Genomic DNA, 15,542 nt, shown 5'->3' with positions numbered 1-15,542 from the left:
AACAAGAATGCCTTCGCTGCAATCCGGACGCAAAGGAAAACGTTCGGAAAAATTGGATCCAATATCCAATTGGTGTGAGGCGTCGTGCCGGCGCTAGCCGGTCGATCAAACAGGAGGAGTGAGAGATGAAACGTTTGTTGCCGATCTTACTGGGTGCCGCCCTTGGGCTGGCCGCGGCCACGTCTGCGCTCGCCATCGAACGTGGCGGTGCGATGACCTTTGCGCGTTATGACGATTCCACGGTCATCGATCCTGTTTATGCCGATCGCAACCCGGACCTCTGGATGGTCACCGGCCTATACGAAACGCTGCTGCGCAACGGCCCGGACGGTTCGATCGTTCCAGGGTTGGCCGAGGGCTATGACGTTGCTGCCGACGGGCTTTCGATCAAGCTCAAGCTGCGCGACGGACTGAAATTCTCCGACGGGTCGGCCCTGACCGGCGCCGACGTGGTGTTTTCCCTTGACCGGGCCCGCAATCCCGAGCTTGGCCCTTGGGCGGGTCTGCTTGGCGCCGTCGACAAAGTCTCCGCCGATGGCAATCAGGTAACGCTGGCGCTCAAGAACCCGGACCCGACCATCGTCTCTATCCTCGCAACCTTCAACACCGGCATCATGCCGCAAGCGGCCTTCGAGAAGGCGGCCGGCGCCAACGATCAGGAAAAGGCGCGTGCCTTCTTCGAGGCCGGCCCGGTCACATCGGGCCCATTCACGATGAAGAGCCGCGTGCAGGGCTCAAGCATGACCTTCGCACGCAATCCCAACTACTGGCGGCCCGGCACGGATGGGCAGCCGCTGCCCTATCTCGATCAGGTCGATTTCGTCATCATCCCAGACGATGCCACCCGCATCCTTAAGCTTCAGGCCGGTGAAGTTGATGCCGCGGAGTTCATTCCTTTCGCTCGCGTTGGCGAACTCAGCGCTGATCCGGCTCTGAAGATGGAGCTCTTTCCCTCGACCCGCATCGTCTACGCACCGATCAATACGCGCGAGACACGCAAGGACGGCTCCAAGAACCCGCTTGCTGATGTAAAAGTGCGGCAGGCGCTGAACTACGCCACCGACAAGAACGTGCTGATCAAGCTCGTCACTTTCGATACCGGCAAACCGATGACGTCGTTGATGTCGGCCGCCACCCAGCTCCATTATGGGCCTGAGCCGCTCTACCCCTACAATCCAGACAAGGCCAAGCAACTGCTTGACGAAGCCGGTCTCGGCGGCGGCTTCGAGGTGAAGTTTACGACGCTTGCCGGCAGCGCCGACGACGCGACCTTGTTCACCGCGCTGCAGCAGATGTGGTCGCCGCTCGGCGTTAATCTCAAGGTCGAACAGGTCGACAATCCGACCCGCGGTGAGAAGAACCGCTCCGGCGACTTCGACATCCACACCTATGGCTGGGCAAACGACGTCAACGACCCGGCGCAGGTGACCGGCTGGCTCGGCTACTACAAGCAGCGCCAGGCCGTGGGCACGGGCTGGAACAATCAGGAGTTCAACACGCTGTTCGAAGCGTCCAACATCGAGGTCGATCCGGCCAAGCGCAAGGACGAGTACAAGCAGATGCAGGAAGTCTATGCAGAGGGCGCGCCGCTGCTCTTCCTGTTCGAGACCCCTTTTGCCGTTGCCGTCTCGAAGTCGATCGAGGGCTACGTGCAGACGCCGCTCGGTGCGAACGACTTCTCCGAGGCCTGGCGGGCCAAGTGACGACAGCCTGAATTCATGATGTTGGGCGGCGAGAGCTGCCCGACATCGCTTACAAGGTTCAATCCATGCCCTCGTTATCCTATCTTCTGGCGCGGTTGCTGCAGATCATCCCGACCTTTCTTCTGGTGATGATCTTCATCTTCCTGCTCGTCCGGCTGCTGCCGGGCGACCCGGCCATCGCCATGGCCGAAGCCAAGGCAACGGACGCGCAACTTGAGCAGATCCGCCACAATCTCGGCCTCGATCAGCCGCTGCCGATCCAGTTTCTCGTCTTCGTCAAGAACACGCTGACCGGCGATCTCGGGCGTTCGATCATGCTGAAGGCGCCCGTGACCGAGATCATCCTCGCGCGCCTGCCGACCACGGTCTTCCTGGCGCTCTATTCCGTTCTGCTGGCGATCTGTCTCGCAGGGCCGCTGGCGTTCCTTGCCGCGTCGCGGGTCAACGGTCCCGTCGATGTTGCAATCCGCAGCGTCTTCCAGGTCGGGCTGTCCATGCCGGTCTTCTACATCGGCCTCGTGCTGTTGACGGTCCTCGCAGCCCAGCTGCGCTGGTTTCCGGTCGGCGGCTACGGAACGGGCTTTCTCGACAATCTTCATCACCTGATCCTGCCGGCGCTCAGCGTCGCGCTTTACACCTCGGCCATCATTCTTCGCAATCTCAGGGCCTCGCTGATCGAGGTGCTCGATGCCGACTACGTGCAGTTCGCCCGCGCCAAGGGGCTTTCGCGGCGCATCGTCATGACCCGGCATGTGCTGCGCAACGCACTGGTCTCCACCGTGACGCTGCTCGGCCTTTCCATCGGCAACCTGATGAGCGGAACGCTGGTCACCGAGACCGTCTTTGCCGTTCCGGGCGTCGGCCGGCTGATGCTGGAGGCGATCTTCGCGCGTGACTATCCGCTGATCCAGGGGCTCACACTCACCTTCGCCGTGCTGGTTTCCGTCGTCTTCTTGCTGACGGACATCGTGCAATCCTGGCTCGATCCGAGGCTTCGTCAGTCATGAGTATCGTCGTGCAATCTCCCATCCGTAAGGCGGGTCGCGTGCGCGCCTTCCTCGGCCGGGCCTTCTTACGACCGTCCTTCGTCATCGGCTTTGCGATCCTCGCGCTGTCGATCGCGCTGGCGCTGTTCCCTGGGATGTTCGCGCCCTACGATCCGCTTGCCTTCGACCTGAGTGCAATCCAGCAGGGGCCGAGCCTCGCCCATCCCTTCGGCACCGACAATTTCGGGCGCGACGTGCTCTCGCGCGTCATCTGGGCCTATCGCGTCGACATGCAGATGGCCTTCTTCGCCACGATCTTCGCACTTCTGATCGGCATGACGGTCGGAGCTTTCGTCGGCTATTACGGTGGCATCGCCGACACCATCTTCGGCCGCTGCGTCGATGCGATCATCACCTTTCCCTTCCTCGTTCTGGTCATCGCCATCGTCGCGGTGCTCGGGCCTGGCCTCGTCAACATGTATGTGGCGATCACCGCGGTGAACTGGGTGTACTACGCCCGTCTCACGCGGGCCGAGATCATGGCGCAAAAGGCCAATGATTATGCCGCGGCCGGCCGCGTGCTCGGTTATTCCGACCGACGCATCATCTTCCGGCATCTGCTTCCCAACGCGATCTCGCCGATCATCGTCTACTGGATGACCGATATGGCGCTCGCCATCCTGCTCGGCTCTTCGCTCGGCTATCTCGGCCTGGGCGCACAGCCACCGGCGGCCGAATGGGGCGTGTTGATCGCCGAAGGCCGCAACTTCCTGCTGACAGCCTGGTGGATGAGCCTGATGCCGGGCATCGCCATCGTGCTCACCGGCCTCGGCTTCAGCCTCGTCGGCGACGCGCTGGCCGATCTGCTTCGACCGAAAGGGCGCTGACATGAACCAACTCGAGAAAGAAACGGTTCTGGACGTCCGGCATCTGCGCACGGAATTCGGCCTGCCAGAGCGCCCTCTTGTTGCCGTCGACGATGTTTCGTTTCAGGTGCGGGCGGGGGAGATCCTTGGGCTTGTCGGCGAATCCGGCTCGGGCAAGAGCATCACCTTGCGCTCGATCCTCGGCATCGTGCGGCCACGCGGCCGCGTCGGCGGCGAAATCCTCTGGAAGGGCCGGGATCTGGTGCCGCTCGACGAGGGCGCGCTCAGACGGGTGCGTGGACGCGAGATCGCGATGATCTTTCAGGAGCCGATGTCGTCACTGAACCCGTTGTTGACCGTCGGTTTGCAGATATCGGAAAACCTTGCCGCCCATACCGATCTGGATGGGAAAGCCAGAAAGGCGCGCGCGATCGAACTGCTCGACATGGTCGGCATTCCCGCGGCGCGCAACAGGCTCGGCGATTACCCGCACGAGTTTTCCGGCGGTATGCGGCAACGGGTGATGATCGCCATCGCCCTTGCGTCCAACCCGAAGCTGCTGCTGGCCGATGAGCCGACGACGGCGCTGGACGTGACCATCCAGGATCAGATCCTACGGCTCATTCAGGCGCTCAGCCGCGACCTCGGCATGGCCGTGATCCTCGTCACCCACGACATGGGCGTGGTGGCGGAGACCTGCGATCGTGTAGCGGTGATGTATGGCGGCCGTCTTTGCGAGACAGGACCGACGGCTGATGTCATCGGCGACGCCCGGCATCCCTATTCCCTGGGACTTCTGCGCTCTATCCCGCGCGATGTCGCACCACGCACGCCGCTCTATTCCATCCCCGGAGCACCGCCGTCACTCAACGCCTTGCCGGCCGGTTGCGCGTTTACGGCACGCTGTCCCGTGGCCGGGCCGGAATGCCGGGATGTTCGCCCGAGCCTCGAAGCGATCGGACGGCTGCGCCAGGTCGCCTGCCACCACCGCGAGGAAGCCCTCGTTCATTTCAGCGCACGGGAGGCGGCGCAATGAGCCAATCGATGCAAGAAGCGGCCACGCCGCTACTTTCCATCCGCGACCTTTTCATGCGGTTCGAGAAGCGTCGCTCGCTGTCGGATACGCTTGCCGGTCGGCCGCGGCAGGTCGTCTCAGCGCTCAACGGCGTCGATCTCGACGTGATGCCGGCCGAAACGCTGGGGATCGTCGGCGAGTCCGGTTGCGGCAAGTCGACGCTTGCGCGCTGTATCGCCGGTCTTCACCGGCCGACATCGGGCGATATCCGTTTCGAAGGCGAGAGTGTCATCGACCTCAAGGGCGCCAGGCGACGCGGCTACAACAAGCGCGTCCAGATGATGTTCCAGGATCCCTATACCTCGCTCAATCCGCGCATGACCGTGCGCGATACTCTGCGCGAGGCGATCACTGTCCATCGCATGCGCGAGGGCGCCGGCGTCGACCGCCGTGTCGACGAACTGCTCGACCTTGTGCGGCTGCCTGATGGCGCAGCCGACAAGTATCCGCACGAGTTTTCCGGCGGCCAGCGCCAACGCATCGGCATCGCGCGGGCACTCTCGCTGGAGCCGACCTGCCTTGTTGCCGATGAGCTCGTCTCCGCGCTCGACGTGTCCGTTCAGGCGCAGGTCGTCAATCTGCTGCTGGAACTGCAGGACAATCTGGGGCTGACGGTGCTCTTTGTTGCCCATGACCTCAGGCTGGTGCGCCATGTCTCCCATCGCGTGGCGGTGATCTATCTCGGCGCCATCGTCGAGATCGGGCCGTCGGAGGCGCTGTTTTCCAAGCCGATGCACCCGTACTCGCAAGCCCTGCTGGCCGCGGCCCCGTCGCTCGACCCGACGGAGCGGCGCAGGGCGCCAGCCCTGTCGGGTGAGTTGCCGAGCCCGCTCGACATTCCGCCCGGCTGCCCCTTCCACGTCCGCTGCCCGCACGCAACCGAGCTTTGCCGCCGGGAAAAGCCGGCACTGCGGCCGGTCGGCAACGGCATGACCGCCTGTCACTTCGCCGAAACGATCGGCGGCGCGTGAAGACAAATAGTCAATAGGGAAAGACCACATGACATCGAAAGACAGGCTGGAGGCTTCCGGCCGGATCGAGGCCCTGCGCCGCAAACTCGACGAGCAGGGGCTGGACGGCTACGTCGTCCCGCGGTTCGACGAACATCAGGGCGAGTATTGTGCGCCCCATGACAACAGGCTCGCTTTTGTCACCGGCTTCACCGGTTCTGCCGGCGTTGCGATCGTCATGCGCGACCGCGCGGCAATCTTCGTCGACGGTCGCTATCAGGTGCAGGTTCGCCAAGAGATTGATGCCGACAGCTTCGCCATCGAGCATTTCTACGACGCACCGCTCAAGGACTGGCTGCGGAAGAACCTGCGCAAGGGCGAACGCGTCGGCTTCAATTCGATGCTGCTGCCGTCGACCTGGGACATGGATTGCGGCCAATCGGTTGTCGCCGCTGGCGCCGAGTGGGTCGCCGTAACCGATGATCTCGTCGATGCGATCTGGTCGGACCAGCCCGAACGCCCGCTTGGCAACGTGATGGCCCTGTCGCGCGACTATGCCGGCGAAAGCGTCGCCGACAAGAAGCGCCGCATTGGCCAGATGCTGGCGGAGCAAGGCGCCGACGTGCTGATCGAGGCGCAGCCCGACAACATCGCCTGGTTCCTGAATGTTCGCGGCCGTGACATAGCGTTCAACCCAATGCCGCAATCCTTCATGATCGCCGACAGGGACGGCCGGGTCGAATGGCTCGTCGACCACCGCAAGCTGCCCAATGACCTCTCGGACTTCGAACTCGACGGCGTGACGATGTCCGAGCCGGAGGTGTTGCTCGACCGCGTCCGGACCGCTGCCGCCGGGCGGGTGGCGCTCGTCGATGCCGGCTTTGCCCCATCGGCGGTCGCCCATGCGACGCGCGAGGCTGGCGGCAGCGTGCGCCTTTTGCGCAGCCCGATCACGCTTGCCAAGATGCTGAAGAATCCCGTTGAACTCCAGGGCTTTCGCGATTGCCATCGCCATGATGGTGCTGCGTGGATCAGGTTCTTCGCATGGCTGGAGGCCAATGCGGCCAAGCGCGAGAAGGACGGGCGCCCGGTGACCGAACTGGAGGCGGAGGATCGTATTCTCGCCCTTCGGCAGATGGAGGAGACCTTCGTCGAGCCGAGCTTCCGCTCGATCTCGGCGGCCGCCGGCCATGCCGCCATGTGCCACTATGCGGCCAGCGCCAAGAGCGATGCGCCGATCACCTCGCAAGGCATCTATCTGCTCGATTCAGGTGGGCAGTATTTTACCGGCACGACGGACGCGACGCGCACGACCGCGATCGGAGCTGTCAGCGATGAAGTGCGCCGCACCTATACGGCGGTCCTCAAGGGGCTGATCTCCATGGTCTCGCTCAAATTCCCGAAGGGGACCTACGGCCATCACCTCGACGCCTTCGCGCGCCGGCCGCTTTGGGACCTCGGGCTCGACTATGATCATGGCACCGGTCACGGTGTCGGCCACTTCCTGTCGGTGCACGAGCAGCCGCAGCGTTTCGACCGGCGCGTCAACGAGATCGAATTGCGGCCGGGCATGGTGACGACCATCGAGCCTGGCTATTACAAGGCTGGGGAATACGGCATCCGCATCGAGAACCAGGTGGAAGTGATCGACGACGGCGATGGTTTCATGAGCTTCCGCAGCCTGACGTTGGTGCCGATCGATCTGCGGCTCGCGGATATCAGCCTGCTGAGCGAAACTGAGCGGCAGTGGATCGACACCTACCATTGGCGTGTAGCCAAGACCATGGAAGGGGTGTTCGATCCGGAGACCGCAGCGTGGCTGGCAGCGCGTACCGCGCCGATCGCCAGCTAGCCGAGCGAAAAGCGGCGGCGGGTTTCTTTGATCTACCGCCGTCGGCATTCTCAAAGCGACAATTTTCGACGACGGAGGCTTGCATTGCGGTCTCCGTCGTCTGCTTTTGCCGGGTCGTGTGAAGTTACTTGCCGAATAACGACACTTTGTGATAATTGTCACAAATTGTGTTCGGCCATCTCTGCTGTGATGTTTTGGCTCGAACGACCGGACAGACGGAACGATTATGGCCAGCCGCAAGACAGCCCGCATCATTCAACTCGCCGACGCGCTCTCCGGCCGTCGCGTTCTTCATCTGCGCGATGCCGCTGCCTTGCTCGGGGTTTCCGAGATGACCATCCGGCGGGATGTCGCCGATAATCCCGGGCAATTCACCTTCCTCGGCGGCCACATCGTGCCTGCGGGCGAGATCGATGGCGATATGCCCTATGAGCTGGCGCGCGAGGCCGACAGTCATGCAGCGGCAAAACGCGAGGCCTGTGTCCATGCGGCGCAGCACATTCGTCCGGACGAAACCATCTTTATCGATTGCGGTACGACGCTCGAGTATCTGGTCGATCTCATTCCGGACAATTATTCAATTACTGCAGTCTGTTACTCGTTAAATGTTGCTGACAGGCTGACGCGAAAACCCAATGTCCGCATCGTCATGCTCGGCGGTGTCTATCATCCGGCCTCGGCGTCGTTCTCGGGGAATTCTGGGCTGGAAACGCTCGATTTGCTTGGGATCAATGTCGCCTTTCTCTCGGCCGCAGGCGTGGACCCGGGACGTGGTGCAACCTGCGTGCATTTTCATGAGGTGGCGGTGAAGCAGAAGGTGATCTCGCTCGCGCGCGAAAGCCACCTCGTTGTCGACCTGAGCAAGATCGGCAAGCTGAAGCCCGCATTCTTTGCACCGATGAACGTCTTTCGTTCGGTGATCACCGAGGACGGCGACACGCGCATTCCGGTGATCTGAGACCTCGCCAAAAAATGGCAGCATTTCACCGAAACGCGATAGGTCGCTTGACACGTCGCGTTTCTGGTGGAATGCTAACAAAAATACGATAGAAAAATAACAAAATGAGAATCGCCGCCGACACGGGTAACAGCCGTGCTATCGTGCCGCGATGTCAGGGAGTTCGAGGAGCAATCGCTTGGAAGACCTTGCTGTGAAGAATGTGGCCGCGAAAGCCGTGGCACCTGTGGCCGCTGGCCATAACTGGCCGCGCAACGATGGCATGGAGCTTGATCTCGGCTGGGTTGTCGACCAGCGTGTCAACCTTTCGGCTGCCGAACGACGCGTCTCGACGCTGCCTGGTCGCCGGACGGTGAAGAAGGACGCGCAGGCCGCCTGGCTGCTGAAGGCCGTGACCTGCATCGACCTGACGACGCTCAACGGCGACGACACGACCGAACGCGTCAAGCGGCTCTGTGCCAAGGCGCGCCAGCCGGTTCGCCAGGACATTCTCGATGCGCTTGGCATGGGCAGTCGCGGTATCACCACCGGCGCCGTCTGCGTCTATCATCGTTTCGTTTCGACCGCCGTCGACGCGCTTGAAGGTTCGGGCATTCCGGTTGCCGCCGTCTCCACCGGTTTTCCTGCCGGCCTCATTCCGCATGACGTCAAGCTGCGCGAGATCGAGGCTTCGGTTGCCGATGGCGCCAAGGAAATCGACATCGTCATTACCCGCGAGCATGTGCTGACCGGCAATTGGCAGGCTCTCTATGACGAGATGCGCGACTTCCGCGCCGCCTGCGGCGATGCGCATGTCAAGGCGATCCTGGCGACCGGCGACCTGAAGACGCTGCGCAATGTGGCCCGCGCTTCGCTCGTCTGCATGATGGCGGGCGCCGATTTCATCAAGACCTCCACCGGCAAGGAAGGCGTCAACGCCACCCTTCTGGTGACGCTGGTGATGCTGCGCATGATCCGCGCCTATCAGGAACGCACCGGCATCAAGGTGGGCTACAAGCCGGCCGGCGGCATCTCGGCCGCCAAGGATATCCTCAACTACCAGTTCCTGATGAAGGACGAACTCGGTCGTGAGTGGCTGGAGCCGGACCTTTTCCGCGTCGGCGCATCGAGCCTCCTCGGCGATATCGAACGCCAGCTGGAGCATCACGTGACCGGCGCCTACTCGGCCCTCAACCGACACCCGATTGGATGATCCCGATGACAGTCGCAAGGTATTTTGACGAAATGTCCTATGGTCCCGCACCGGAAGCCGACACCGAAGCTCGCCAGTGGCTGGCGCGCCACAAAGGCGAGTTCGGCCACTTCATCAACGGTGCTTTTGTCGCGTCTTCCTCCGGCAAGGCCTTCGAAACCTTTGAACCCGCAACCGGCGCTCTTCTGGCAAAGGTCGCCCTGGGTAGCGCCAAGGACGTGGACGACGCGGTCGCGGCGGCACGAAAGGCGCAAGGGTCCTGGGCCAAGCTGCCGGGCCATGCACGTGCCCGCCACCTCTATGCCCTTGCCCGCATGATCCAGCGCCATGCGCGGTTGATCGCGGTGGTCGAGGCGATCGACAACGGCAAGCCGATCCGTGAAACGCGCGACATCGACATTCCGCTGGCCGCCCGCCACTTCTACCACCACGCCGGCTGGGCGCAGCTGCAGGAAACCGAGTTTGCCGATCAGGTGCCGGTTGGCGTCGTCGGTCAGGTCATCCCGTGGAATTTTCCGTTCCTGATGCTCGCCTGGAAGGTCGCGCCGGCCCTGGCGCTGGGCAACACGGTCATCCTCAAGCCGGCCGAGTTCACGCCGCTGACGGCCTTGCTTTTCGCGGAACTTGCCGCTGCAGCCGGACTGCCTGCCGGCGTGCTGAACGTCGTGACCGGCGAAGGCGAAACAGGCGCGCTGATCGTCGAGCATGCGGATATCGACAAGATCGCCTTCACCGGCTCGACGGAGGTCGGCCGCCTGATCCGCGAAAAGACGGCTGGTACCGGCAAATCGCTGACGCTTGAGCTCGGCGGCAAGTCGCCTTTCATTGTTTTTGACGACGCTGATATCGATGGCGCCGTTGAAGGTGTGGTAGACGCGATCTGGTTCAACCAGGGCCAGGTCTGCTGTGCCGGTTCCCGACTTCTGGTGCAGGAAGGCGTCGCTCCGCTCTTTTACGAGCGCCTGACGCGGCGCATGCAGACCCTGCGCGTCGGCCATCCGCTCGACAAGGCGATCGATATGGCGGCGATTGTTGCGCCGGTGCAGTTGCAGCGCATCGAGAGCCTGGTCGCCAAGGGCGTCGCCGAAGGCGCGAAGCTTCACCAGCCGAAGATCGAGCTGCCGAAGGGCGGCAGCTTCTATCCGCCGACCTTGCTCACCAACGTGCAGCCGACTTCGATCGTCGCGACCGAGGAAATCTTCGGACCCGTCGCCGTGTCGATGACCTTCCGCACGCCGGAGGAGGCAATCCAGCTCGCCAACCATTCGCGCTACGGCCTGGCCGCAAGCGTTTGGAGCGAAACGATCGGCCTGGCGCTGAACGTCGCAGCCAAGCTTGCGGCCGGCGTCGTCTGGGTCAATGCCACCAATCTCTTTGACGCTGCGGCCGGTTTTGGCGGCAAGCGTGAATCCGGCTTCGGCCGCGAGGGCGGCCGCGAAGGCTGCTACGAATATCTGAAGCCCAAGGCCTGGGTCGGTCGCAAGCTGCGTGCAGCACCGGCAGAACCGGTGTTGAAGCAGGCGTCCGGCGATTTCTCGCTGCCGTCGCTCGATCGCACGGCCAAGCTTTTCATCGGCGGCAAGCAGGCGCGCCCGGATGGCAACTATTCGCGCCCTGTCCTTTCGCCGAAGGGCAAAGTGCTCGGCGAGGTCGGTGAGGGCAACCGCAAGGATATCCGCAACGCCGTCGTTGCGGCGCATGCGGCCTCCGGCTGGGCGTCGGCGACGTCGCATAATCGTGCACAGATCCTCTATTACGTCGCCGAAAACCTGAGCGGCCGGGCGGATGAATTTGCAGACCGTATCGTCGCGATGACCGGCGCCTCGGCAGCCAACGCGAAGGCAGAGGTCGAGGCTTCGATCTCTCGGCTCTTCAGCTACGGCGCCTGGGCCGACAAATACGAGGGCGTGGTCCATCTGCCGCCGCTGCGCGGCGTCGCGCTTGCCATGCCCGAAGCGATCGGTGTCGTCGGTGTCGTCTGCCCGACGGAAGCGCCGCTGCTCGGCTTCATCAGTCTGGTGGCACCGTTGATCGCTACCGGCAACCGCGTCGTTGCGGTTCCAAGCGAACAGCACCCGTTGGCAGCGACGGACTTCTACTCGATCCTCGAGACGTCCGATGTTCCGGCGGGGGTCATCAACATCGTCACGGGCTCGGCGATGGAGCTGGCAAAAACGCTGGCAAGCCACAACGACGTCGACGCGCTCTGGGCCTTCGGCACGCAGGAGCTTTCGACAATGGTCGAAAAGCTCTCGGCAGGGAACCTGAAGCGGACCTTTGTCGACAATGGCAAGGCGACCGACTGGTTCGATCGCTCCGCAGAAGGACAAGCCTATCTGCGCCGCGCCACCGACGTCAAAAACATCTGGATCCCTTACGGCGAGTAAGGGATCCCCATCTCGGGGCGGGGGGAGCCGGCTCGAGAATGCAGCGACTGCAACGTTGCATGGTTAGATTTGGGAGAGCGTGGCGCCGACATGGCGGCACGCAGTTTCACGCCACTCGGGAGCATGCGAGCGGGCGTCTGGAGGAGGGTTGTCTATGCTGAAAAATCTGGACCCGGCGCTCAATGCCGATGTTCTGCACGCGCTTCGTTCCATGGGGCACGGTGATACACTGGTCATCTCCGACACCAATTTCCCATCCGATGCGATCGCCAGGCAGACCACGCTCGGCAAGCTTTTGCGGATCGACAACGTATCTGCTGCACGCGCCGTGAAGGCGGTCCTGTCGGTATTGCCGCTCGACACGCCGTTGCAGCCTTCGGCCGGGCGCATGGAGATCATGGGGGCGCCGACGGAAATTCCCGGCGTGCAACAGGAGGTCCAGGCCGAAATCGACCGCGCCGAGGGCAAGCCTGCGCCGATGTACGGCATCGAACGCTTTGCGTTTTATGAGGAAGCCAAGAAGGCCTATTGCGTCATAACCACCGGCGAGACGCGCTTCTATGGCTGCTTCCTTTTCACCAAGGGCGTCATTCCACCGGAAACGGCCTAGCTGACCATACGTTAGCCTAAGCATCAGCCGCCTGAGCTGATCGTCGTAAGATCTTGAAGTTGTGAAATTTAGCTGGATCTCCGCTTCGTCCTTCGTCGCGGCCTGACCAGGGGAGGCAGGAATGAAGGTTGGTGTTTCGATCCTGGGGATCTTCGTGGCCGATACGGCCTATCTGGCGCGGCGCATGCCCGTTGTCGGCGAAACGATTACCGGCAGCGGCTTTTCGGTCGGGCCGGGTGGCAAGGGGTCGAACCAGGCCGTCGCCGCAGCGCGGGCGGGCAGTCAGGTTTCCTTCATCTCGAAAATCGGGCGCGATACCTTCGGCGAGATGGCGCTTCGTACCTATGCCGAGGCAGGCGTGACACCCAAGATCGTCCAGATGGACGACCTTCCGACCGGTGCGGCCTTCATCTACGTCAACGACCAGAATGGCGAGAACGCGATCATCGTCTATCCCGGTGCGGCCGGGTCGATCGGTATCGACGATGTCGAGGCGGCGCGAGAAACGATCGAAGGATCGCGCATCTTCGTCACGCAGCTGGAGCAGCCTGCGGCTGCCGCCCAGCGAGCGCTCGAAATCGCACATGCGGCAGGTGTCGTCACCGTCTTCAATCCGGCGCCGGCGGAACCCTTCCCGGATGCGATCTACCCGCTTTGCGATTACATCGTGCCGAACGAGACCGAAGCGGCAGCGCTGGTCGGATTTGCTCTTGCCACGGCCGACGATGCGCGGCGGGCAGGTGACGCCCTTCTGAAGAAGGGCGCAAAGTCCGCGTTGATCACTCTCGGCGAACGGGGCGTCCTTCTCCACAGTGAGAGCCAGTCCGTTTTCGTCCCGGCGATGGCAAGCGGCGCGGTTATCGACACGACCGGTGCGGGCGATGCCTTCGTCGGCGGGTTCTCGGCGGCACTGGCGCGGGGATTGGCCCCGGTTGAGGCAGCACGCTTCGGCTGCGCGACGGCCGGGATCTCGGTTACCCGCCGCGGCACAGCACCTGCCATGCCGACCCTTGCGGAGATAGAGGCTCTACTTGGGCGAGGGGCGGCCGCATGACCACGCGCAACGACCCGATCAAGCACTTTTTCATCTGGCCGGCTCTCATCATCGTCCTGGTGATTTCCATCTTTCCGTTGATCTATTCGCTGACCACCAGTTTCATGAGCATGCGTCTGGTGCCGCCGATGCCGGCGCGTTTCGTCGGTTTTGGCAACTATGCGGATCTCTTACAGAACCCACGCTTCTGGCATGTTGCGGGCACGACCACGCTGATCGCGTTCATCTCCGTCGGCCTGCAATATGTGATCGGCCTTTCCGTCGCGCTTGCGCTTAATTCCCGTGTGCCGGGCGAGGGCATCTTTCGCGTCAGCTTTCTATTGCCGATGCTGGTGGCCCCGGTTGCTGTGGCGCTGATCGCCCGTCAGGTTCTCAATCCGACGATGGGTCCGCTCAACGAGTTGATGAGTGCTCTCGGTTTTCCCAATTTGCCGTTCCTGACGCAGACGAGTTGGGCGCTCGGGTCGATTATCGCCGTCGAGGTCTGGCAATGGACGCCTTTTGTCATTCTGATGCTGCTGGCCGGGCTGCAGACGCTGCCCGATGACGTCTACGAGGCCGCGGCGCTGGAGAACGCGACACCCTGGCAACAGTTCCGCGACATCACCTTTCCGATGCTGCTGCCGATCTCTGTTGCTGTCGTCTTCATCCGGCTGATCGAAAGCTACAAGATTATCGACACGGTCTTCGTGATGACGGGCGGCGGGCCTGGAATCTCGACCGAAACGCTGACGCTCTTTGCCTATCAGGAGGGCTTCAAGAAATTCAATCTCGGCTACACCTCGGCGCTGTCGTTTCTGTTCCTGATCGTCATCACGGTGATCGGCCTCGTCTATCTCGCCATCCTCAAGCCGTATCTGGAGAAGCACAAATGAGCGTGCGCACCCTCAAGGGGAAACGGCGTTGGGTCGCGCTCGGCGGTTGCCTCATCTGGCTCGCCATTACTTTCTTCCCGCTCTATTGGGTCCTGATCACGTCGTTCAAGACGCCGATCGCCGTCGTCGGCGGGCCGACCTATCTGCCCTTCGTCGATTTCGAGCCGAGCCTCACGGCCTGGCGCGAACTTCTGTCCGGCCAGCGTGGCCAGTTCTACAACACCTTCCTGGCCTCGACGATCATCGGCCTTTCAGCGTCTGTCCTCGCGACAGGCATCGGCGCGATGGCAGCTTATGCGCTGGTGCGCTTTACCTTCCGCTTCCGGCTGGCCTCCGCCCTAATCTTCGTCGTCATCGCCTTCGGCGGCTTCCTGCTCGGTCGCAATGTGCTCGGCTTCGGGCAGGGGATCTCGCTGATCTACGCCTTCATCGCCGCCTTGGCGCTGGCGGTGTTCTCAAGTCGCTTCCGGTTGCCGGGGCCTGAACTCGGCAACAACGACATCGTCTTCTGGTTCGTCAGCCAGCGCATGTTCCCGCCAATCGTTGCCGCCTTCGCGCTCTATCTGATGTACACCGAAATGGGCAAGCTCGGCTTCAAGCTGGTCGATAGCTATATCGGCCTGACCTTCGCCTATGTCGCCTTCTCGCTGCCGATCGTCATCTGGCTGATGCGCGATTTCTTCGAAGCGCTGCCAGTCGAAGTCGAAGAGGCGGCCATGGTCGACAACGTTCCGTCCTGGCGGATTTTCTTCGGCATCGTTCTGCCGATGTCGAAGCCGGGGTTGATCGCGACTTTCATGATCACGCTAGCCTTCGTCTGGAACGAGTTCCTGTTCGCGCTGTTCCTGACCAATTCGAGATGGCAGACGCTGCCGATCCTCGTGGCTGGTCAGAACAGCCAGCGCGGCGACGAGTGGTGGGCAATCTCCGCCGCCGCGCTGGTGGCGATCATTCCGATGATGGTCATGGCCGGGCTGTTGAGCCGGCTCATGCGCTCCGGTCTGCTGCTGGGGGCGATCAAATAACGACCTGTT

General features: G+C 62.5%; 13 protein-coding genes. All 13 read left to right on the top strand.

Going from position 1 to position 15,542, the window contains the following annotated elements:
* The first annotated feature begins 125 nt into the window (after nt 1-125).
* On the top strand, nt 126-1,703 hold the full coding sequence (locus tag ASD02_RS10855) for an ABC transporter substrate-binding protein (RefSeq protein WP_025428614.1): 1,578 nt from the start codon (nt 126-128) through the stop codon (nt 1,701-1,703).
* A gap of 65 nt (nt 1,704-1,768) precedes the next feature.
* The gene (locus ASD02_RS10850; RefSeq protein WP_025428615.1) at nt 1,769-2,710 is read left to right on the top strand and encodes an ABC transporter permease; all 942 of its coding nucleotides are present in this window, start codon (nt 1,769-1,771) and stop codon (nt 2,708-2,710) included.
* Nucleotides 2,707-3,576 carry an ABC transporter permease gene (locus tag ASD02_RS10845; RefSeq protein WP_025428616.1) on the top strand — a complete coding sequence of 290 codons (870 nt, stop codon included), beginning with the start codon at nt 2,707-2,709 and terminating at the stop codon, nt 3,574-3,576. The genes ASD02_RS10850 and ASD02_RS10845 overlap by 4 nt, the downstream gene beginning before the upstream one ends.
* A 1-nt stretch (nt 3,577) precedes the next feature.
* Complete coding sequence (locus ASD02_RS10840) at nt 3,578-4,591, top strand: ABC transporter ATP-binding protein (RefSeq protein ID WP_025428617.1); 1,014 nt, start codon at nt 3,578-3,580, stop codon at nt 4,589-4,591.
* Nucleotides 4,588-5,601 carry an oligopeptide/dipeptide ABC transporter ATP-binding protein gene (locus ASD02_RS10835; protein WP_082523801.1) on the top strand — a complete coding sequence of 338 codons (1,014 nt, stop codon included), beginning with the start codon at nt 4,588-4,590 and terminating at the stop codon, nt 5,599-5,601. The genes ASD02_RS10840 and ASD02_RS10835 overlap by 4 nt, the downstream gene beginning before the upstream one ends.
* Nucleotides 5,602-5,629: 28 nt before the next feature.
* On the top strand, nt 5,630-7,432 hold the full coding sequence (locus ASD02_RS10830; protein WP_025428619.1) for an aminopeptidase P family protein: 1,803 nt from the start codon (nt 5,630-5,632) through the stop codon (nt 7,430-7,432).
* Nucleotides 7,433-7,658: 226 nt separating this feature from the next.
* On the top strand, nt 7,659-8,390 hold the full coding sequence (locus ASD02_RS10825; protein ID WP_038577837.1) for a DeoR family transcriptional regulator: 732 nt from the start codon (nt 7,659-7,661) through the stop codon (nt 8,388-8,390).
* Nucleotides 8,391-8,568: 178 nt separating this feature from the next.
* Nucleotides 8,569-9,582, top strand: a complete 1,014-nt coding sequence (gene deoC, locus ASD02_RS10820) for a deoxyribose-phosphate aldolase (protein ID WP_025428620.1) — start codon at nt 8,569-8,571, stop codon at nt 9,580-9,582.
* Nucleotides 9,583-9,587: 5 nt separating this feature from the next.
* Nucleotides 9,588-11,969: an aldehyde dehydrogenase family protein gene (locus ASD02_RS10815; RefSeq protein WP_057220675.1), complete on the top strand. Its 2,382-nt coding sequence runs from the start codon at nt 9,588-9,590 to the stop codon at nt 11,967-11,969.
* A gap of 154 nt (nt 11,970-12,123) precedes the next feature.
* Nucleotides 12,124-12,579, top strand: a complete 456-nt coding sequence (locus tag ASD02_RS10810; RefSeq protein WP_025428622.1) for an RbsD/FucU family protein — start codon at nt 12,124-12,126, stop codon at nt 12,577-12,579.
* Nucleotides 12,580-12,700: 121 nt separating this feature from the next.
* Nucleotides 12,701-13,633 carry a ribokinase gene (gene rbsK, locus ASD02_RS10805; protein WP_025428623.1) on the top strand — a complete coding sequence of 311 codons (933 nt, stop codon included), beginning with the start codon at nt 12,701-12,703 and terminating at the stop codon, nt 13,631-13,633.
* Complete coding sequence (locus ASD02_RS10800) at nt 13,630-14,508, top strand: sugar ABC transporter permease (protein ID WP_057218111.1); 879 nt, start codon at nt 13,630-13,632, stop codon at nt 14,506-14,508. Before rbsK ends, ASD02_RS10800 begins: the two co-directional genes overlap by 4 nt.
* The gene (locus tag ASD02_RS10795; RefSeq protein ID WP_057218109.1) at nt 14,505-15,533 is read left to right on the top strand and encodes a carbohydrate ABC transporter permease; all 1,029 of its coding nucleotides are present in this window, start codon (nt 14,505-14,507) and stop codon (nt 15,531-15,533) included. The genes ASD02_RS10800 and ASD02_RS10795 overlap by 4 nt, the downstream gene beginning before the upstream one ends.
* Nucleotides 15,534-15,542 lie beyond the last annotated feature (9 nt).

Origin of the sequence: Ensifer sp. Root1252 (assembly GCF_001425885.1) — a bacterium.
Lineage (GTDB): Bacteria > Pseudomonadota > Alphaproteobacteria > Rhizobiales > Rhizobiaceae > Ensifer > Ensifer canadensis.
This window is presented reverse-complemented; position numbering and strand designations above follow the sequence as displayed.

Coding starts and splice junctions, on each gene's coding strand:
- ASD02_RS10800 (WP_057218111.1), top strand. CDS start 13,630: ATGACCACGCGCAACGACCCGATCAAGCACTTTTTCATCTGGCCGGCT.
- ASD02_RS10830 (WP_025428619.1), top strand. CDS start 5,630: ATGACATCGAAAGACAGGCTGGAGGCTTCCGGCCGGATCGAGGCCCTG.
- ASD02_RS10850 (WP_025428615.1), top strand. CDS start 1,769: ATGCCCTCGTTATCCTATCTTCTGGCGCGGTTGCTGCAGATCATCCCG.
- ASD02_RS10815 (WP_057220675.1), top strand. CDS start 9,588: ATGACAGTCGCAAGGTATTTTGACGAAATGTCCTATGGTCCCGCACCG.
- ASD02_RS10810 (WP_025428622.1), top strand. CDS start 12,124: ATGCTGAAAAATCTGGACCCGGCGCTCAATGCCGATGTTCTGCACGCG.
- rbsK (WP_025428623.1), top strand. CDS start 12,701: ATGAAGGTTGGTGTTTCGATCCTGGGGATCTTCGTGGCCGATACGGCC.
- ASD02_RS10825 (WP_038577837.1), top strand. CDS start 7,659: ATGGCCAGCCGCAAGACAGCCCGCATCATTCAACTCGCCGACGCGCTC.
- ASD02_RS10835 (WP_082523801.1), top strand. CDS start 4,588: ATGAGCCAATCGATGCAAGAAGCGGCCACGCCGCTACTTTCCATCCGC.
- ASD02_RS10845 (WP_025428616.1), top strand. CDS start 2,707: ATGAGTATCGTCGTGCAATCTCCCATCCGTAAGGCGGGTCGCGTGCGC.
- ASD02_RS10840 (WP_025428617.1), top strand. CDS start 3,578: ATGAACCAACTCGAGAAAGAAACGGTTCTGGACGTCCGGCATCTGCGC.
- ASD02_RS10855 (WP_025428614.1), top strand. CDS start 126: ATGAAACGTTTGTTGCCGATCTTACTGGGTGCCGCCCTTGGGCTGGCC.
- ASD02_RS10795 (WP_057218109.1), top strand. CDS start 14,505: ATGAGCGTGCGCACCCTCAAGGGGAAACGGCGTTGGGTCGCGCTCGGC.